This is a genomic window from Eikenella corrodens (assembly GCF_900187105.1).
Lineage (GTDB): Bacteria > Pseudomonadota > Gammaproteobacteria > Burkholderiales > Neisseriaceae > Eikenella > Eikenella corrodens.
Map to the genome: position 1 here is coordinate 1,345,813 of NZ_LT906482.1, position 16,711 is coordinate 1,362,523.

Sequence of the window (16,711 nt, forward strand, 5' to 3'; positions counted from 1 at the left end):
GCTGCTTCCTATTATTATTGGCTGGGGTGGCGCACAACGGCGAGCGGGTTGAAGCTCTGCGCCACCGGCATGATTTCGATGCTGTTCACGTTCATGTGCGCGGGGCGCCGGTAGAGCCACAGCACGGTGTCGGCGATGTCTTCGGGGCGGATGTAGTCCACGTTTTTATATAAATCGGCGGCGCGTTGGTCGTCGCCTTTGAAGCGCACGTTGGAAAATTCGGTGTCGCCGCACAGGCCGGGCTCGATATTGCTCACGCGCACGCCCGTGCCGGCCAAATCGGCGCGCAGATTCAGGCTGAATTGGCGCACATAGGCCTTGGTGGCGCCATACACATTGCCGCCGGGGTAGGGGTAGGTACCGGCCACCGAGCCGAGGTTGATGATATAGCCGCTGCCGCGCGCCACCATGCCGGGCAGCACTTGGCGGGTGAGGTAGGTGAGGCCGATGATGTTGGTTTGAATCATGGTTTGCCAGTCGGCGAAATCGGCTTGATGGGCCGGGTCCAAACCCAAGGCCAGGCCGGCGTTGTTGACCAGGCAGTCGATCTGGGCAAAGTTTTCAGGTAGCCCTTTGAGCGCGGCGTCCACCGAGGCGGTATCGCCCACGTCCATTTGCAGCGGCAGGAAGTTGTCGCCCAATTCCGCGCACAGTTCGTCCAGTTTGTCGGCACGCCGCGCTGCGCCGATCACGCGGTAGCCCGCTGCGGCGAGGGTGCGGCAGATGGCCCGCCCGAAACCGGCTGATGCGCCGGTGACCAAAATGCTCATGATTGCCTCCGTTGTGCTGGATTGCTCGATATAGCCGGGGTGCTTCTCTTCCTATGGCGTTGGCTCGCTTTGCAGGAAGGAATAACGGCTTTGGCTAAAAGCAATAGTATAACACCGGCAGCTCGCCGGCAGCTTTAAAATGGCAGCAAGGCTATAGCAAGCCAACTTAACTTTCGCTACCGCGTTGGCCCGCCTTGCCGTATTGCCTGTACTGTCTGCGGTTTGCCGCCTTGTCCCATTCTTATTTCTAATCCACTATATTTTCAGGTAGCCTGTGGCGGAGCGCAGTATTCTGCCCAATAGCGGCGGGCGGCGGTATAAGGCTACCTGAAAACCGTGCTAGAATGCGCGCCTTCCGCATTTTGGCCAAAGGCTTGTTGATATGGCACGTCATCCCTACCGCCGCCTGCGTTCGGCGCGTTTCGCCCTGCCTGAAGTGGGCATTTCCGAACATGGCAACATCCGCTCGCTGCATTTGGGCAGCGAAACGGTGCAAAGCTCGATGAATGTGGATTATCCCGCCGAGCTAGTGCTTTCCTACAGCCGCGCCATGATGGCCTGGCTCTTGTTTGCCGAAAACGTGCGCCACATCACGCAAATCGGGCTGGGCGGCGGCTCGTTTGTACGCTGGATCGATGCCCACCTGCCCGAGGTGGCGCAAACGGCGGTGGAAATCAACCCGCAGGTAATCAGCGTGGCGCGCGGCCTGTTTGAATTGCCGTTTGAAGGCGAGAAATTTGAAATCATCGAGGCCGACGGCGCGGAATACATCAAAACCCTGCGCGGCGGCACGGATATTTTGCTGGTGGACGGCTTCGATGGCGTGCAGATTATCGATGCCCTGGTGGCCGAGCCGTTTTTTGCCGACTGCCGCACCGCCCTGAGCGACAACGGCATTTTCGTCACCAATTGGTGGAGCGGCGACAAACGCTATCCGCTTTTCCTGCAACGGCTCGCGCAGGTGTTTGAACAGCGCGTGTTGTGCGTGCCCGCCGAAACCCACGGTAACGTGGCCGTGCTCGCCTTCCAAAACCAAGCGCCCCAGCCGCTGGCGGCACTGCAGAAAAAAGCCGCCAAGCTGGGCGAGCAATACGGCCTGGACTTCAAAACCATGCTGCACCAGGCGCACGTGCCGCCGGACAGCACTTGGCAGTGGCTACGTTGAGGCTGGCGGCTATGACAAAGGCTACCTGAAAAGCATTTGTGCGGGCAGCGAGTGCCCGCTTTGTGGAATGAAATAAAGGCTACCTGAAAAACTATATGGTTTTCAGGTAGCCTTTTGGTATGCCTTATTTACACGGCTGCTGCGGTGAAGCGTTGGTGCAGATGGGCTTTCTTCTCCACATCATCGGCAATCGCAATGGCCAAATCTGCCACGCTGATGCCGGCCGGCGCATCGCCCACCATCAGGAGTTCGTCGCTGCCCAGGCGGTATTGGCCGGTGCGTTCTTCGTTGAAACCGCCATCGGCACCGAGGCAGGCGGGCGGGGAAATCATCGCCCAGTTCACATCGGCATGTTGGGTTTGCAAGTCGCGCAGCAGATTGCGTGCGGCGTTGGCGCCATCGAAAATTTCTTTCGGGAATTCGGGCGTATCAATCAGCTGCACGCCGGGCGCCACAAACAGGCTGCCCGCGCCGCCCACGGCCAAAAGATAGGGCACTTTCGCCGCTTTGGCTGCCGCTAGGATGGCTGCGTAGCCGGCGGTGAAATCACGGCCGATGTTCGGATTGGTCCAGCCCGAGTTGAATGCGCTCACCACCGCATCGAAGCCGGCCAGTTGCGCGGCAAAATCGGCTGCATGTACATCGGCCTGCACGGCTTTCACATTTGGCGCAGCCAACACCTTATCCGTGTTGCGCGCAAAGGCGCTTACTTCATGCCCGCGTTCTGCCAGCTCGCGCACCACAGCGTTGCCCACATATCCGGTGGCACCAATTACAGCGAATTTCATATTTAGCTCCTTAAGTTTTGTTGATTAATCATGATGGAGCGCATTCTAAGGGCATTAATCCCGCTTGATAATCCGCTGTAAACTGTTTACGCTGTGAAGCTCAGCTAAATAATGGAGACCGTCATGACACAAAAAACCCTGTATTTGGGCCGCGAACCCGAGCAATTCACCCCCGGCCAAGAGTTGGTGTTGGAATCTTTTTTCGAACAAAGCCCCTACGGCGTGGTGTTTGAAGACGATTGCGGCACCGGTTATTTCTATGCCATGCATCAAGAGGAAGGTATCCTCGATGCGCTGCATATTTATAACGTGGAAGACGTGGCCGACCGCCATATCCCATCCGGAATCAGTATTCTATGGAGCGAAGACCTCGGCCTGGCCGCGCTTGATATCAACGGCTACATCCACGCCGTGTTCGACTTTACCGCCCACGCCGGCTATTGCCGCAATGCTTTCCCCGAGGCCGACGGTGACTGGCTGCGTGAGCCAAACCGCCTGCTGAGCGATGAGCTGCTTGACCAACTGCTGGGCGCATAAACCATGCACAATCAAATTGTTCAGGCCGGCAACCGCTTCAGCCTGTCGTTTGCCGGTTTAGGCAGCCACGAACGCTGCTTTTCCTCGCAACGCGCCCCAAGCGGCCACGAGCTGGCCAAAATCATCCGCCGCATCATGCGGGAGGAAAACATCAAAAATGTCGAGCTCGCCGCAGAGCAAGACAGCCTCACGCTCACCGCCAAAAAACGCCGCCCCTTGGAAAGCATCTGCACACGGCTTGAGTTTGAAATACGCGTGTTTGAAGGCAGCGCTTATACGGTGAAGACAAAAAATTTGTTTAAATAAACTGTTATGGATGATCTCAAACCCCTGCTCGCTTTCGCCGCCGTGCTCGAACACGGCAGCATGAACGCCGCCGCCCAAGCCTTGGGTATGACCCCGTCTGCGGTGAGCCAGCACATCAGCCGGCTGGAAAAGCTACACGGCGTGAAATTGTTGCACCGCAGCACCCGCCGCCTGGCCCCCACCGATGCCGGCCAAGCCCTAGCCGCGCATTGCCGCCGTCTGCTTGCCACCGTGCAAGACACCCGCACCGCGCTCGACGGCCTCAAAACCGACATTGCCGGCAGCGTGCGCTTGGCCGCGCCCACCGGTTTAGTGAGTGCTGCCGCCTTTCAGCACGCCCTGCGGCGCATCCGCCGCGAACATCCCGCCCTCAGCCTTGAATTACACTTTGGCGAAGCCATCGCCGAACTGCGCGAAGGCAGTATCGATATCGCCCTGCGCGGCGGCGGTCATGCCTTGGACGAGCCCGACCTGGTTGCCCGCCGGCTGGCCGAATGGCCTTGGCAAATTTGCGCTGCTCCGGGCTACCTGAAAACCGCCCCCGCCATTACCCATCCTGCCGATTTCACTGCCCACCCTTGGGTGTACCACCTGCCGCCGCACATTGAGCTTGCGCGCGGCAATGAACGTTATCTGCTCAACATCGATCGCGGCACCGTTTGCAACCAGCTCGCCGCCGTGCGCCACCTGTGCGAAGCCGGTCTCGGCCTTGCCCTGATTATTGCCGGTGAAACCCGCGATGCCGTTGCCCAAGGCCGGCTGCAAATCCTCCTGCCCGATTGGCAGCTGCCCGCCGTTACCATCTATGCCGTAACGCCCCACCGCGTTCAAGCCGCCCGCACCGCTGCCGTGTTACGGATCTTGCAAGAGAGCTTTGCGGGGGAGGCAGAGGCTACCTGAAAAATACGTTGGGGTGCAGATAGGAGGTATTGATGATCCGTGTGGGGAAGCAGTTGCCCAGCCCAACGGAGAAGCCTGCTCAGAAGAAGCAAGGATGGTGGCTGAATTGTTTGGGCGTTGGCGGAAATGATATGATGGGCAGCCGTTGTCCATAACGGAGCGGCCGCAGGTTTATGCCAAGGCAGCCTGTATAAAATTTCAATGTAATGAAAGGGAAAAATATGATGTTACTGAGCAATATTGAAACCGTTCCCGGCCGCACCATCGTCCGCCATTTGGGATTGGTTCAGGGTTCAACCGTGCGCGCCAAACATGTTGGCCGGGATTTTATGGCGGGCTTGAAAAACTTGGTTGGCGGTGAACTGAAGGGCTACACCGAACTTTTAAACGAAGCCCGTGATGAGGCGATTGCTCGCATGGTCGAACAAGCGCGTCAGGCCGGTGCCAATGCCGTAGTAAATGTGCGTTTTTCCACTGCATCCGTAGCGGCAGGGGCTGCCGAAATCTTTGCCTACGGTACAGCTGTGGTTTTGGAATAGGGGGCTGCGATGTCGAACGACAACGATGGGTTCTCCGTCATCCTGCTGCTGGTGTACCTATGGCCGATTTGGCTGCTGCTGATCACCTATTTCACCGGCCGCCATATTGAGCGGAAGCATTATGCCGATATAGAGGCGCGGGAAGCTGCGCTGCGGCATATCATGGTCATTGCCGTTAAAAAACCGCCGCAGGATTTCAGCGGTGGGGAATTGGTTTATGCGGGAGTTGTGGTTTCCAGCGATTATTTCCGCCGCATGCTGGCAGCGTTCCGCAATTTTTTCGGCGGCAATATCCGCAGCTACGAAACCTTGCTCGACCGTGCACGGCGCGAAGCCGTACTGCGCCTAAAAGAACAGGCTGCAGCGAAAGGGGCAAATGCCGTGTTGAACTTCAAATTGGAAACAGCCTCTTTGGATAATATCTATCAACCGCAACAAGGCGGTGTGGTAGGTACGGTTGAAGTGTTGGCTTATGGCACGGCAGGAGTGCTGTCTTAGCCGGTTCAGTCTCTACATAATTGATGCCAAGAATTACAAGGCCGTCTGAGTTTTTCAGACGGCCTTGTATTTTTGGCTAAACCGAATTACAGCCAGCATCGGGTGGGTAGTTATGCCCACATACTCTCGTTCAGGCTACCTGAAAGCACCGTTTCAACGAAGTTAAAAACTGCGTGGGCATAAACGCCTACTCTGCGAAAATCCGGCAATCACTGTTTTCAGGTAGCTTTTAATGAACGAGGCTACCTGAAAAACGCTACAAATACTGTTTGCTCAGATACACGCTCACGAGCAGGCCGCTGGGGTGGTGGGGGCTTTGGGCCAGTTCGATGCGGCCGCCGTGGCGTTCGGCGATGGTGCGGGCGATGGAGAGGCCGAGGCCGGTGCCTTCCTGGCCGCTGCCGAGGATGCGGTAGAAGGGGTCGAACACGCGGCTGCGTTCGGCGGGTGGGATGCCGGGGCCGTTGTCTTCGATGCGGAAGATGATATGGCTGGGTGTTTCTTCGGCACTCAAGTCGATTTGGCTGCCGGGCGGAGTGTAGCGGATGGCGTTGTCGGCCAGGGTTTTGACCAGGGTGTAGAGGTCGGCTTCGTTGGCGTGGAAGACGGGGTTGGCGGGGCTGGATACGCCGAGGTCTTGCTCTTTGGCTTCGGCCAGGGGCAGGAGGTCTTCGATTACGCTGCGGAAGAGGTCTTGGCTGGACAGGCGCTCTCGGGGGCGCTGGGCTTCGGGGGCTTGGGCGCGGGAGAGTGAGAGGAGTTGCTCGAGCAGGCGGCGGTTGCGGTGGATGCCTTGCAGGAGGCTGGCGAGCTGACCGGCAGCGGGTTCGGGCAGGCTGTTGGCGGCCAGGCGTTCGGCTTGCAGGGAGAGGGCGGTCATGGGGCTGCGCAGTTCGTGGGCGGCATCGGCGATGAAGCGCTGTTGCTGTTGCATGGCTTGATGGGTGCGCTCAAGCAGGCGGTTGATGGCTTGGATGAAACCGCGGATTTCATTGGGGATATTTTCGGTGCTCAGCGGGGCGAGGTCGCTGCTGCGGCGCGCTTCGAGGCTTTGGGAAAGGCGGTGCACGGGCTGCATGGTGCGGCGAACGATGAAGATGGTGAGCAGGATGCTGAGGGGGGCGAGCAGGATGAGCGGCATGGCGCTGTTCCAGGCGGCATGTTCGGCCATGCCTTCGCGGAAGTCGTTTTCTTGGAGCACGGCAACGGGCCCCTGGGGGGTGTGGCGGATGTAGGCTCGGTAGGTGTCATTACTATCGGGCTCTTGGAAGGTGTGCAGGCCTTCGGGCAGGTTCGTGGGAAGGGTGATGTGGTCGTCATCATCGTCGTCATCGTCATCGTGGGCTCTAGCACGGTCGCCGGCGGGGGTTTGGATGCGGATGTGGGCGTCGCGCTGGCTTTTGGTGTTTTCAGGTAGACTGCTGGGGTCGATGTGGGCGGCGATTTGGCGCAGGAGATCGTCTTGCAGTTTGTTGGTGCTGCGGTAGCTGTCGTAAAAGGCAAAGCCGCCGGCCAGGAGTGCGGCGAGCAGCAGGGCGGCACTGAGCGCGGCGGCCAGGCGAAGCTGGATGGAGTGGCGGAAGGGGATGGGGATGGGGAGGTTCATGGGGTGTCGGTTGGGTGTGGGCTGCAGCTTGGATTTAGTGGCGAGGCAATGCTAACCGAAGCAGTAGCGGGGTGGTCTGGTTGGCGTTTTATCCTTTAGGCACCATCCAGCCGACGCCGCGGATGTTTTTAATGTGTTCTTTGCCGATTTTTTTGCGCAGGGCGTGGATAAGGTAGTCGATGGCGTTGCTTTCCACTTCTTCGCCCCAGCCGTAGATTTTGTCTTCGAGGCTGCTGCGCGAAAGGATGGTGCCGGGGCGTTGGAGCAGGGCTTCGAGGATGGCGAATTCTTTGTTGCTCAATGCAACGGGTTCGCTCTGGCCGACGATTTCCACTTGGTGGGCGGCGGGGTTGAGGGTGAGGGAGCCGTTGCCAAGCAGGGGGTTGGCGCGTTGGTGTTGGCGGCGCAGGACGGCGCGGATGCGGGCTTGCAATTCGGCCATGTCGAAGGGTTTGATGAGGTAGTCGTCGGCGCCACCGTCGAGGCCGGAGAGGCGGCTGTGTAGGTCGTCGCGGGCGGTGAGAATGAGCACGGGGGTGGTGTTGCCGCTGCCGCGCAGCTGCTGCAATACGTCGAGGCCGTCTTGGCCGGGCAGGCCGAGGTCGAGCAGGATGAGGTCGTAGCTTTGGCTGCCGAAGGCGGTAACGGCGGTGCGGCCGTTATTGATCCAATCTACGGCGTAGCCGCTGTCTTTGAGGCTGCCGGCTACGGCGTCGGCAATCATGGTGTCGTCTTCGATGAGGAGGATGCGCATGGCGGTTTGGCTTGGGGTGGGAGGGGGATGGTGGCAGTATAGCAGGCGTGAATTAGGGGGAAATTAGGGCGGAAAGGTTTGGGCTGGGCAGCAACTTTGTGCTGCTATGTTTTCAGGTAGCCTCCATGTTGGAAGGCTACCTGAAAACATAAATTGCAACTAAGTATAGTAGATTGAAATCAGAATGCTACGGTGTGGCGCTTAATCCTGATCGGCCAACCAATCCACATAGCGGCGCACACCGGTGGCCACGTCGTCGAATTCTTCGGTATAGCCAGCGGCGCGCAGGGCACTGATGTCGGCTTGGGTGAAGCTTTGGTATTTGCCTTTGAGCGCGTCGGGGAAGTCGCTATACACAATCAAACCTTGTGCCACCAGTTCTTCCAGCGGCAGTTCGGGCTTGCCTTCGCGGGCGCGGCAGGCGTTGACGGTGGCGGCGGCCAGGTCGTTGAAGGGCTGGCTGCGGCCGGTGCCGCAGTTGAAAATGCCGGATACTTCGGGATGGTCGTAGAAGAAGAGGTTTACTTTGACTACGTCTTCCACGCAGATGAAGTCGCGGCTTTGCGCGCCGGCGGGGTAGCCGTCGTAACTGCCGAACAGGGTGACGCGGCCGTGCTCGCGGTATTCGTGGAAGTGGTGGTAGGCCACGGAGGCCATGCGGCCTTTGTGCTGCTCGCGGCGGCCGTATACGTTGAAATAGCGCAGGGCAACCACTTGATTGTGCAGCCGCGCCATGCGGCGGCGCAATACTTGGTCGAACAGGAATTTGGAATAGCCGTACACATTGAGCGGGGCTTCCAATTCGCGCTGTTCGCGGAAGGTTTGGCCTTTGCCATATACGGCAGCGGAGGAGGCGTGGATCAGGCGGATACGGTCGTCTTGGCACCAGTCGAGCAGGTCGAGCGTGTATTGGTAGTTGTTGTCCATCATGTACACGCCGTCGTGGTTCATGGTGTCGGAGCAGGCGCCTTGGTGGAAGATGGCTTCGATGTCGCCGCCGTTGATTTGGTGGGCGCGCACTTGGCGGATGAATTCGTGTTTGTCCAGATAGTGCGCAATATCGGCCTGCACCAGATTGCGGAATTTGTCGGCGCGGCTGAGGTTGTCCACCGCGATGATGTCGGTGATGCCGCGCCGGTTGAGCGCGTGCACGATGTTGCTGCCGATAAAGCCGGCGGCGCCGGTAACGATGATGGTCATGAGCTTTTCCTGATAACGGGTTGGCGGGTATTTTAACCGATTTCAGGCTACCTGAAACTTGAATATCCGCTCTTGGAAACCATATAGCAGCCCAATACAAGATAACAACAAGGACAGTATCATGACCACCCAATCCGCCAATCTGCGCACCCGCTTTATTTTTGACGACCAGCCCGTGCGCGGCCTGCATGTGCAGCTGCAAAGCGTGTGGCAGCACATCGTACAGCGCAAACCCTACCCCGCCGCCATCCGCAGCGCACTGGGCGAGCTGCTGGCCGCCGGCGTCCTGCTTTCCAGCAACCTCAAGCTGCCCGGCAAGCTCATATTGCAAATCCAAGGGCAGGGCGACCTCAAAATGCTCGTGGCCGAAACTGACTCCAACTACAGCTGCCGCGCCACCGCCCGTTGGAACGAACAAGCCAACTTAGACGACGGCCGCAGCCTGATTGAGCTGCTCGGCGAAAACGCCGTATTCGGCATCACCCTCCAGCCCAACGAAGGCGAACCCTGGCAAGGCATCGTACCGCTCGAAGGCAGCAACATCGCCGAAATGCTCAGCGCCTATATGCGCCGCTCCGAGCAGCTCGACACCCACATCAGTCTCGCCGCCTCCGAACACGCCGCCGGCGGCCTGCTGCTGCAAAGGCTGCCCGAACAGCAAATCGACGCCGACGCCTGGACGCACTACACCACCCTAGCCGACACCGTTACCCCGCAGGAATTGATCGAGCTCGACGCCCAACACCTGCTCTACCGCCTATTCCACGAAACCCCGCCGCGCGTGTTCGAGCCCGAACAAATCGAATTCGCCTGCACCTGCTCGCGCGGCAAAGTGAGCGATATGCTGCTGCTTCTGGGTGGGCAGGAAGTGGGCAATATCGTGGCCGAACAAGGCAGCATCGCCATCGACTGCGACTTCTGCGGCGAAAAATACGTGTTCGACGACACCGACGTGCAAGCCCTGTTCGGCATGGAAATCGAAGCCATGACCGGGCAGCAGCTGCAATAAGGCCGCATTATCTTAATTGTATAGGGGCTTAGGAAGCAAAATCACTCAATATAGTGATAAGCTTCTGAAATGAATTTAAAAAACAAGTACCAAAAGTTCAGTAAAATTACCGAGCCCAAATTTCGCCAGCTCCTGCGGCTGTTTGCTTTGGATTTGACTGCCTCCGATACCGCAAAACTGACGGGTGTCAGCATCAGAAGTGTCAATAACCTGTACCTGAAATTGCGCCGGCGTTTGGCTGACGAATGCGGGAGGCAGGCACCTTTATACGGCATTGTAGAATTGGACGAATCCTATTTTGGTGCCAAACGCATCAGAGGCAAACGCGGGCGCGGTGCGGGTGGGAAAACTATCGTTTTCGGCATTTTGAAACGTGGGGACAAGGTTTATACCGAGATTGTTCCCGATGCCTCCAAGGCAACGCTGCAAAAGGTCATTAGAGGTCGTGTCGGTATCGAGAGTGTCATCAATACCGACGGTTGGCGCGGTTATCAGGGATTGGTTGACATGGGTTTTGCCAAACATTTCAGGGTACATCATGGTGACAATGAGTTTGTCCGTGGTACGCGGCATATTAACGGTATTGAGAACTTTTGGAATCAGGCAAAACGCGTCTTACGCAAGTACAACGGAATCGATCGCAAATCTTTCCCGCTGTTCTTGAAAGAATGCGAATTTCGATTTAACTTCGGCACACCATCCCGGCAGCTTAAAATCTTGCGGGAGTGGTGTGGAATTTAGGGCTAATCTAGTACAGCCCCATAAATTTTGCTTCCTAAGCCCCTTGTATAAAAAGGCTACCTGAAAACTGTTGCTCGGTTTTCAGGTAGCCTTTTGTTGAATATGTTTCAGGTAGCCTGTGTCGTTGCAGGCTACCTGAAAATCTGTAGGGTGGTCCGCTGCGTTCATTTGCTCTGTCGCAAGCGGCATGTTCCTGTTCGGTGTACAATGCCGCCGTTCAACCATCAATCAAGGAGCTCCCATGCCCAGCACCCAAACCCAGATTGCCGGTTTCTCGTTTGACAACTGCCTCATGAACGCCGCCGGCGTGGCTTGCATGAGCATTGCCGAATTGGAAGAAGTGAAAAACTCCGCCGCCGGCAGCTTTGTTACCAAAACCGCCACCCTCGAGCCGCGCGCCGGCAACCCAGAGCCGCGCTACCGCAACGTGCCGCTGGGCAGCATCAACTCCATGGGCCTGCCCAACCACGGCATCGATTACTACCTCGACTACCTGCTCGACCTGCAAAACCGCGAGCCGAACCGCACCTTCTTCCTCTCCCTGGTGGGCATGTCGCCCAGCGAAACCCACTCCCTCCTGCGCAAAGTGGAGGAGAGCGGCTTTAGTGGCCTCACCGAGCTCAACCTTTCCTGTCCCAATGTGCCGGGCAAGCCGCAGATTGCCTACGATTTTGAAACCACGGAAAAAATCCTCGGCGATGCCTTTGCCTATTTCAGCAAACCGCTGGGCATCAAGCTGCCGCCCTATTTCGATATCGTCCACTTCGACCAAGCCGCCGCCATCTTCAACAAATTCCCGCTCAAATTTGTGAACTGCGTTAATTCAATCGGCAACGGCCTGTATGTGGAAGACGAAACCGTGATCATCCGCCCCAAAAACGGCTTCGGCGGCATCGGCGGCGAATACATCAAACCCACGGCGCTGGCCAATGTGCACGCCTTCTACCAGCGGCTCAACCCTTCCATTCAAATCATCGGCACCGGCGGCGTGCTCACCGGCCGCGATGCTTTCGAACACATCCTGTGCGGTGCCAGCATGGTGCAAGTGGGCACCACCCTGCATAAAGAAGGCGTGCCCGCCTTCACCCGCATCACCGAAGAGTTGAAAGCCATCATGGCTGAAAAAGGCTATGAAACGCTGAACGATTTCCGCGGCAAATTGAAATATTTGGACTAACCGCAATCGGCGTATCCAATAATAAAGGCTACCTGAAAAATTTCAGGTAGCCTTTTTATCTCCGCAACCAAGCTGCCGCAGGTTTTAAAAATGGTTTTTCAATTCACGCAGGGCGGTGAAGACTTGTTCTTCGCTGTGCAGGCTTTGGTTGCTGAGTTCGGCGGTGCGGGAGGCTACCTGAAAATCGGCGGTGCGCAGGAAGGGGTTGATTTGCCGCTCGTGGGCGAGGGATACGGGCAGGGTAGGCGTGTGCACGGCGGCGGCCAGGCTGCGGGCGATTTCGGGGTTGTGCGGCTCGATGTGTGCGGCGAAACGCAGGTTGGCGGCGGTGTATTCGTGGGCGGGGTAGAGCAGGGTGTTTTCAGGTAGCCTGTTGATGCGTTGCAGGGAGGCGAAGAGTTGGGCGGGGGGGCCGTCGAAGATGCGGCCGCAGCCGGCGGAAAAGAGGGTGTCGCCGCAGAAGAGCCGGGCTTGCCCGTCCGCTTGCAGCAAGTAGCTGAGGTGGGTTTGGGTGTGGCCGGGGGTGTGCCAAACTTCCACTTGGTTTTGCCAGAGCGTCCAGTGGCTGCCTTCGCCTACGGTGTGGGTGGCGTGGGGAATGTCGTGGTTGGCGTAAACGCGGCAGTCGGGGAACTGGCGGATGAGCTCGGGCAGGCCGGCGGTGTGGTCGGCGTGGTGGTGGGTAATCCAGATTTGGCGCAGCGCCAGGCCGTGGGCTTTCAGGTAGCCTATTACGGGGGCGGCGTCGCCGGGGTCGATGCAGACGGCTTCGTTGCCTTGTTGGAGCAGCCAGATGTAGTTGTCGGCAAGGGCGGGAATAGGCGTGATTTTAAGCATGGTGGCGATGTTAATAAATTGACAAAAAGATGGTCGGTTGCTAGCCTTCACAACATTTTACACGATAAGGGAGCGGCAGATGACTGCTGTGGATTATGTAGTGAATTTGGTGTTGAGCGGGATTTTGATTGTGGGGGCGTATCAGTTTTATTTTTTCACCCAGCGCCACCCGCTGCGGCCGGCGCAGGTGCTGCATTCGCCGTTGGATGAGAAGATTCCGTTTGTGGCTTGGTGGTCGTGGGTGTATAGCTTTTTGTATTATCCGGCAATTTTGTATTTAAACTGGCTGATGACGGATTCGCGCCAGTTTGTGATGACGGCGTTTAGCTTTTTGATTTTGCTGTTTGTGCAAATGATGTTTTTCTGGCTGTGGCCGGTGTCCACGCCGCCGCACTGGCGCAGTGTGAACACGGGCAAAACGGCTTCGGAGAAGTTTTTGCTGTTTGTGCAGAAGTTCGACCAATCCACCAACTGCTTCCCGAGTATGCACGTTTCGGTGGCGATGCTCACGGCCATGTATGCCTACCCGAGCATGGGCGCGGTGGCGTTTGCCTTTCCGGTGTTGATTGCGCTTTCCTGTATGTTTACCAAGCAGCATTATCTGATGGATTTGCCCGCCGGTGCGTTTTTGGGCTGGCTGGTGTTTAAGCTGTATGGCTGGCTGATGTTGGGATAAACGAGAGGCTACCTGAATATTCAGGTAGCCTTTTTTACGGAGGGCGGCTGGGTATTAGCGTTCGCGGCGCACGCTTTGCCGCCAGCGGCCGTTCACCAGCCGTCTGGTGATGACTTCGGTGTAGGCGCCGTTGCCTTGCCGGCTGTCCCGTGTGGTGATGGCGATTTTACGTGGCGCACGGCCGGGGATAATCTGCCAGGTTTCTTCGATATGGAAGCAGCAGCCGTCGCGGGATTCGGTGCTCAGGGTGCGGCGGGCAGGGTCTATTCGGAACAGGCCCATGTAGGCGGAGGCGAGCTCGGTGAGCTCGCGGCTTTTAACGAAGCGGCCGGATTGGGTTTGCACATAGATATCGTAGCTGGGGCTGCCGTAGGAACCGCCATTGCCGTTGCGGATGGCCAGGTCGGGTTTACCATCGAAGTTGAAGTCGCCCATTTGCACATCACTTGGCCACAATCCATTGTTGTGGAAAGAGAGTTGTTCGCTGCGGAAGCTTTGCGAGAAGCTGCCGTGGCGCAGGGTGATTTGGGCTGGGCCCATGCAAATCAAGCCATCTCTGTCGCAGCTGTCGCTTTGCACTTCGGCCTGCCAGCCGGGAGGCAGGTTAGTTGCATCTACCGTTAGACTGCGGGCGTGGGCGGTTAGGGGCAGAATGGCGAGCAGGAGCAGTAGGGCTGGTTTCATGGCGATCTCCAAGGCGGGGAAAGATTGAAGCAGATTGTAGCAGCAAAATCAGGTGGCTGGCTTGATATAGGTGGATATGTTTTCAGGTAGCCTGAGTCGGCGGTTTTGGCAAAACGGGGCAAATCGGGCATGATTCGGTTTGGACGAACTGCAAACAGGAAAAGGGCAGATGGAGATTTATCTGGTGGGCGGCGCGGTGCGCGATGCCTTGTTGGGGCGGGAAGTGAAAGACCGCGATTGGGTGGTGGTGGGCGCCGATGCGCCGGCCATGCTCGCGGCGGGCTATCAGCCGGTGGGCAAGGATTTTCCAGTGTTCCTGCATCCCGAAACGCATGAAGAATACGCCCTGGCGCGCACCGAGCGCAAAACCGGGCGCGGCTATGCCGGCTTCACTTTCCACGCCGAGCCGGACGTTACCCTGGAGCAAGACCTGCAACGGCGCGACCTCACCATCAATGCTATGGCGCAGGATGCGGCCGGGCAGATTATCGACCCCTTCGGCGGGCAGGCTGATTTGGCCGCGGGCATATTGCGCCACGTTTCCCCCGCCTTCGCCGAAGACCCGGTGCGGATTTTGCGCACCGCGCGGTTTGCCGCCCGCTACGGTTTTCAGGTAGCCCCCGAAACCCTGCGCCTGATGGCGGATATGGTGCAAAACGGCGAAGCCGATGCGCTGGTGGCCGAGCGCGTGTGGCAGGAGTTTGCGCGAGGGCTGATGGAGGCGCGGCCGGTGCGCATGATTGAAGTGCTGCGCCAATGCGGCGCGCTCGCCGTGCTGCTGCCCGAAGTGGAAGCCCTGTTCGGCGTGCCGCAGCGCGCAGACTACCACCCCGAAATCGACTGCGGCATCCACACCCTGCTCACCCTTCAAAGCGCCGCCGATGCCGGCCTGAGCCTGCCCGAACGCTACGCCGCGCTGCTGCACGATTTAGGCAAAGCCGCCACCGCGCCCGAAATCCTGCCCGCACACCACGGCCACGAGGAAGCCGGCGTACCGCTGGTGCAGGCGGTTAATCAGCGCTGGAAAGTGCCCAAAGCCTGCGCCGACTTGGCCGTGCAAGTGTGCCGCTGGCACGGGCGGCTGCATAAGGCGGCCGAATTGCGCCCGCAAACCGCCGCCAAAATTTTGCAGCAAACCGATGCCTACCGCCGCCCCGAACGCTTCTCCGCCATGCTCAACGTATGCCGCGCCGACGCGCAAGGCCGCCTCGGCTTCGAACACGCCGCCTACCCGCAGCGCGAACACTGGCTCGCCCTGCTCGCCGCCGCGCAACAAACCGACACCGCCGCCATCGCCGCCGCCCACGCCGAGCAACCGCAACGCATCGCCGAAGCCATCGCCGCCGATAGGTTGGCGCGGATTAAACCCTTGCAGGAGGCGTATCGGCGGGAGCAAGGGAAGGCTACCTGAAAAGCGCAGGCATCGGCACAGCGGGAAATACGCGGTCAGACAAACGGGATAAAACGGAAAGGGAAAGTATGTTGAACAAATCAGATGTGAAAGAATTTTGCGTTCGCTTGGCGGGGGAGTATCCCGGCTGGGAATATAAGGCGAGTGTTTTTAAAAATAAAACGTTGAAACATTCAGAGATTTGGATTGATCCGGGTTGGGTGCTGCATCTATCAGCCATGCCATATGTACTTGTTTTTAATAAATCTGTTGCTAAGGTTGTTAGAGAGAGTTTTCAGGGTATACATATGCCAAAATGGACTACTGGAATGGCTATTCTTAGCCCTGATGCACACAATCATGCCATGATTTATCAGAAATTGGTGCATACTTTACCTGATGCTGAAGCCTATATCCGTGATTTTTTCGAACGCGGTTTGGATTTGGTCGAACGTTATTTTAGCAATCCGGATGAAAAAGAATTCTTGACTAACTACCCTATCTATGGCGAATTTCCTGAGCCATGTAGTATGTATAGTTACGAAGGGCTGGGTGATTGTATTGCACGGGCAGTTGTATTAGATTTTGAATATGTAGAACATTTTATTAATGGTGATTTCCCAACGGTTCGCCCCATTAACGAGGAACGTCGAGATCGCGTAGCCCAGTGGCTGCCCATCTGGAAAGAACGCGCCGCCGAAACCGGCAGCATCCTGCCGCCGAAGAAGTGAAACCGGGCTGGAGCGGCGGGATAGGCAATAGCGCCGTAGTTATAGGGAATTAACAAAAACCAGTACAGCGTTGGCTCGCCTTGCCGTACTATCTGTACTGTCTGCGGCTCGCCGCCTTGTCCTGATTTTTGTTAATCCACTATATATTTTCAGGTAGCCTCCGGCTGGAAAGAGGCTACCTGAAAAAGTATGGCCGAAGCATTTTGCTGTTATTTGTCGGCAGGCAGCGGCTGCGGCTGCACATCGGGCATCGGCGCGATGGGGCTGAATTGCAGGCCGGTTTGCACGGGGGCGAAGCGGGCGCGGTCGCTTTCTTTGGGCAGGTAGAGGTCGCCTTTATAGCCGCAGGCGCTTAAAAGCAGGGCGGCGGCAAGGGCGGGGAGCAGGGTTCGCATCATCATCA

At 57.8% G+C, this 16,711-nt stretch carries 20 protein-coding genes; 12 read left to right on the top strand and 8 right to left on the bottom strand.

What is annotated here, in order from left to right; genetic code table 11:
* Positions 1-14: 14 nt before the first annotated feature.
* Positions 15-770: an SDR family oxidoreductase gene (locus CKV94_RS06765; protein WP_003823994.1), complete on the bottom strand. Its 756-nt coding sequence runs from the start codon at positions 768-770 to the stop codon at positions 15-17.
* Between the two features lie 382 nt (positions 771-1,152).
* Between CKV94_RS06765 and CKV94_RS06770 the strand changes: the two genes are divergently transcribed.
* Positions 1,153-1,935, top strand: a complete 783-nt coding sequence (locus tag CKV94_RS06770) for a polyamine aminopropyltransferase (RefSeq protein WP_035580730.1) — start codon at positions 1,153-1,155, stop codon at positions 1,933-1,935.
* 128 nt (positions 1,936-2,063) lie between these two features.
* On the opposite strand, the gene CKV94_RS06775 is transcribed toward CKV94_RS06770, so the two are convergent.
* On the bottom strand, positions 2,064-2,723 hold the full coding sequence (locus CKV94_RS06775) for an NAD(P)-dependent oxidoreductase (RefSeq protein ID WP_003823999.1): 660 nt from the start codon (positions 2,721-2,723) through the stop codon (positions 2,064-2,066).
* 123 nt (positions 2,724-2,846) lie between these two features.
* On the opposite strand from CKV94_RS06775, the gene CKV94_RS06780 reads away from it, so the two are divergent.
* The 5 genes from CKV94_RS06780 to CKV94_RS06800 all read left to right on the top strand — a co-directional run bounded on the left by CKV94_RS06780 (position 2,847) and on the right by CKV94_RS06800 (position 5,503).
* Complete coding sequence (locus CKV94_RS06780) at positions 2,847-3,260, top strand: DUF2251 domain-containing protein (protein WP_035580733.1); 414 nt, start codon at positions 2,847-2,849, stop codon at positions 3,258-3,260.
* Positions 3,261-3,263: 3 nt separating this feature from the next.
* Positions 3,264-3,566, top strand: a complete 303-nt coding sequence (locus CKV94_RS06785) for a hypothetical protein (RefSeq protein ID WP_003824001.1) — start codon at positions 3,264-3,266, stop codon at positions 3,564-3,566.
* A 6-nt stretch (positions 3,567-3,572) separates the two neighbouring features.
* Entirely contained in the window at positions 3,573-4,466 is an 894-nt protein-coding gene (locus tag CKV94_RS06790) for a LysR family transcriptional regulator (protein ID WP_003824002.1), read from the top strand.
* Between the two features lie 221 nt (positions 4,467-4,687).
* Positions 4,688-5,005: a YbjQ family protein gene (locus CKV94_RS06795; protein ID WP_223417311.1), complete on the top strand. Its 318-nt coding sequence runs from the start codon at positions 4,688-4,690 to the stop codon at positions 5,003-5,005.
* Between the two features lie 9 nt (positions 5,006-5,014).
* Positions 5,015-5,503: a YbjQ family protein gene (locus CKV94_RS06800; RefSeq protein ID WP_003824005.1), complete on the top strand. Its 489-nt coding sequence runs from the start codon at positions 5,015-5,017 to the stop codon at positions 5,501-5,503.
* Positions 5,504-5,759: 256 nt separating this feature from the next.
* Here CKV94_RS06800 and CKV94_RS06805 read toward each other — a convergent pair whose 3' ends face one another.
* The 3 genes from CKV94_RS06805 to rfaD all read right to left on the bottom strand — a co-directional run bounded on the left by CKV94_RS06805 (position 5,760) and on the right by rfaD (position 9,063).
* Positions 5,760-7,109, bottom strand: coding sequence for an ATP-binding protein (locus tag CKV94_RS06805; RefSeq protein ID WP_003824006.1), 1,350 nt, complete (start codon positions 7,107-7,109; stop codon positions 5,760-5,762).
* Between the two features lie 88 nt (positions 7,110-7,197).
* Positions 7,198-7,863: a response regulator gene (locus tag CKV94_RS06810; RefSeq protein WP_003824008.1), complete on the bottom strand. Its 666-nt coding sequence runs from the start codon at positions 7,861-7,863 to the stop codon at positions 7,198-7,200.
* A gap of 201 nt (positions 7,864-8,064) precedes the next feature.
* Positions 8,065-9,063 (bottom strand): ADP-glyceromanno-heptose 6-epimerase, encoded by a 999-nt coding sequence (rfaD, locus tag CKV94_RS06815; RefSeq protein WP_003824009.1) that lies wholly within the window; start codon positions 9,061-9,063, stop codon positions 8,065-8,067.
* A gap of 121 nt (positions 9,064-9,184) precedes the next feature.
* On the opposite strand from rfaD, the gene hslO reads away from it, so the two are divergent.
* The 3 genes from hslO to CKV94_RS06830 all read left to right on the top strand — a co-directional run bounded on the left by hslO (position 9,185) and on the right by CKV94_RS06830 (position 11,990).
* Positions 9,185-10,072, top strand: a complete 888-nt coding sequence (hslO, locus tag CKV94_RS06820) for an Hsp33 family molecular chaperone HslO (RefSeq protein ID WP_003824010.1) — start codon at positions 9,185-9,187, stop codon at positions 10,070-10,072.
* Positions 10,073-10,141: 69 nt separating this feature from the next.
* Positions 10,142-10,813 carry an IS1595 family transposase gene (locus CKV94_RS06825; protein WP_064103266.1) on the top strand — a complete coding sequence of 224 codons (672 nt, stop codon included), beginning with the start codon at positions 10,142-10,144 and terminating at the stop codon, positions 10,811-10,813.
* A 241-nt stretch (positions 10,814-11,054) separates the two neighbouring features.
* Complete coding sequence (locus CKV94_RS06830; protein ID WP_003824012.1) at positions 11,055-11,990, top strand: dihydroorotate oxidase; 936 nt, start codon at positions 11,055-11,057, stop codon at positions 11,988-11,990.
* An 84-nt stretch (positions 11,991-12,074) separates the two neighbouring features.
* Here the strand turns inward: CKV94_RS06830 and gloB are convergent, their stop codons facing one another.
* Positions 12,075-12,827 (bottom strand): hydroxyacylglutathione hydrolase, encoded by a 753-nt coding sequence (gene gloB / locus CKV94_RS06835; RefSeq protein ID WP_003824013.1) that lies wholly within the window; start codon positions 12,825-12,827, stop codon positions 12,075-12,077.
* A gap of 79 nt (positions 12,828-12,906) precedes the next feature.
* On the opposite strand from gloB, the gene CKV94_RS06840 reads away from it, so the two are divergent.
* Positions 12,907-13,503: a phosphatase PAP2 family protein gene (locus tag CKV94_RS06840; protein ID WP_003824014.1), complete on the top strand. Its 597-nt coding sequence runs from the start codon at positions 12,907-12,909 to the stop codon at positions 13,501-13,503.
* 54 nt (positions 13,504-13,557) lie between these two features.
* Here the strand turns inward: CKV94_RS06840 and CKV94_RS06845 are convergent, their stop codons facing one another.
* Entirely contained in the window at positions 13,558-14,187 is a 630-nt protein-coding gene (locus CKV94_RS06845; RefSeq protein WP_003824015.1) for an FG-GAP and VCBS repeat-containing protein, read from the bottom strand.
* 169 nt (positions 14,188-14,356) lie between these two features.
* Here CKV94_RS06845 and CKV94_RS06850 point away from each other — a divergent pair, with 169 nt between their 5' ends.
* On the top strand, positions 14,357-15,598 hold the full coding sequence (locus tag CKV94_RS06850; protein WP_003824018.1) for a multifunctional CCA addition/repair protein: 1,242 nt from the start codon (positions 14,357-14,359) through the stop codon (positions 15,596-15,598).
* A 68-nt stretch (positions 15,599-15,666) separates the two neighbouring features.
* On the top strand, positions 15,667-16,308 hold the full coding sequence (locus CKV94_RS06855) for a hypothetical protein (RefSeq protein WP_003824019.1): 642 nt from the start codon (positions 15,667-15,669) through the stop codon (positions 16,306-16,308).
* A gap of 209 nt (positions 16,309-16,517) precedes the next feature.
* Here the strand turns inward: CKV94_RS06855 and lptM are convergent, their stop codons facing one another.
* The gene (gene lptM / locus CKV94_RS06860) at positions 16,518-16,709 is read right to left on the bottom strand and encodes an LPS translocon maturation chaperone LptM (RefSeq protein ID WP_003824020.1); all 192 of its coding nucleotides are present in this window, start codon (positions 16,707-16,709) and stop codon (positions 16,518-16,520) included.
* Positions 16,710-16,711: the final 2 nt, after the last annotated feature.

What these genes read in the sequence shown, in the direction of transcription:
- CKV94_RS06765 (WP_003823994.1), bottom strand. Translation starts at nt 770, where the DNA reads ATGAGCATTTTGGTCACCGGCGCATCAGCCGGTTTCGGGCGGGCCATC.
- CKV94_RS06770 (WP_035580730.1), top strand. Translation starts at nt 1,153, where the DNA reads ATGGCACGTCATCCCTACCGCCGCCTGCGTTCGGCGCGTTTCGCCCTG.
- CKV94_RS06775 (WP_003823999.1), bottom strand. Translation starts at nt 2,723, where the DNA reads ATGAAATTCGCTGTAATTGGTGCCACCGGATATGTGGGCAACGCTGTG.
- CKV94_RS06780 (WP_035580733.1), top strand. Translation starts at nt 2,847, where the DNA reads ATGACACAAAAAACCCTGTATTTGGGCCGCGAACCCGAGCAATTCACC.
- CKV94_RS06785 (WP_003824001.1), top strand. Translation starts at nt 3,264, where the DNA reads ATGCACAATCAAATTGTTCAGGCCGGCAACCGCTTCAGCCTGTCGTTT.
- CKV94_RS06790 (WP_003824002.1), top strand. Translation starts at nt 3,573, where the DNA reads ATGGATGATCTCAAACCCCTGCTCGCTTTCGCCGCCGTGCTCGAACAC.
- CKV94_RS06795 (WP_223417311.1), top strand. Translation starts at nt 4,688, where the DNA reads ATGATGTTACTGAGCAATATTGAAACCGTTCCCGGCCGCACCATCGTC.
- CKV94_RS06800 (WP_003824005.1), top strand. Translation starts at nt 5,015, where the DNA reads ATGTCGAACGACAACGATGGGTTCTCCGTCATCCTGCTGCTGGTGTAC.
- CKV94_RS06805 (WP_003824006.1), bottom strand. Translation starts at nt 7,109, where the DNA reads ATGAACCTCCCCATCCCCATCCCCTTCCGCCACTCCATCCAGCTTCGC.
- CKV94_RS06810 (WP_003824008.1), bottom strand. Translation starts at nt 7,863, where the DNA reads ATGCGCATCCTCCTCATCGAAGACGACACCATGATTGCCGACGCCGTA.
- rfaD (WP_003824009.1), bottom strand. Translation starts at nt 9,063, where the DNA reads ATGACCATCATCGTTACCGGCGCCGCCGGCTTTATCGGCAGCAACATC.
- hslO (WP_003824010.1), top strand. Translation starts at nt 9,185, where the DNA reads ATGACCACCCAATCCGCCAATCTGCGCACCCGCTTTATTTTTGACGAC.
- CKV94_RS06825 (WP_064103266.1), top strand. Translation starts at nt 10,142, where the DNA reads ATGAATTTAAAAAACAAGTACCAAAAGTTCAGTAAAATTACCGAGCCC.
- CKV94_RS06830 (WP_003824012.1), top strand. Translation starts at nt 11,055, where the DNA reads ATGCCCAGCACCCAAACCCAGATTGCCGGTTTCTCGTTTGACAACTGC.
- gloB (WP_003824013.1), bottom strand. Translation starts at nt 12,827, where the DNA reads ATGCTTAAAATCACGCCTATTCCCGCCCTTGCCGACAACTACATCTGG.
- CKV94_RS06840 (WP_003824014.1), top strand. Translation starts at nt 12,907, where the DNA reads ATGACTGCTGTGGATTATGTAGTGAATTTGGTGTTGAGCGGGATTTTG.
- CKV94_RS06845 (WP_003824015.1), bottom strand. Translation starts at nt 14,187, where the DNA reads ATGAAACCAGCCCTACTGCTCCTGCTCGCCATTCTGCCCCTAACCGCC.
- CKV94_RS06850 (WP_003824018.1), top strand. Translation starts at nt 14,357, where the DNA reads ATGGAGATTTATCTGGTGGGCGGCGCGGTGCGCGATGCCTTGTTGGGG.
- CKV94_RS06855 (WP_003824019.1), top strand. Translation starts at nt 15,667, where the DNA reads ATGTTGAACAAATCAGATGTGAAAGAATTTTGCGTTCGCTTGGCGGGG.
- lptM (WP_003824020.1), bottom strand. Translation starts at nt 16,709, where the DNA reads ATGATGATGCGAACCCTGCTCCCCGCCCTTGCCGCCGCCCTGCTTTTA.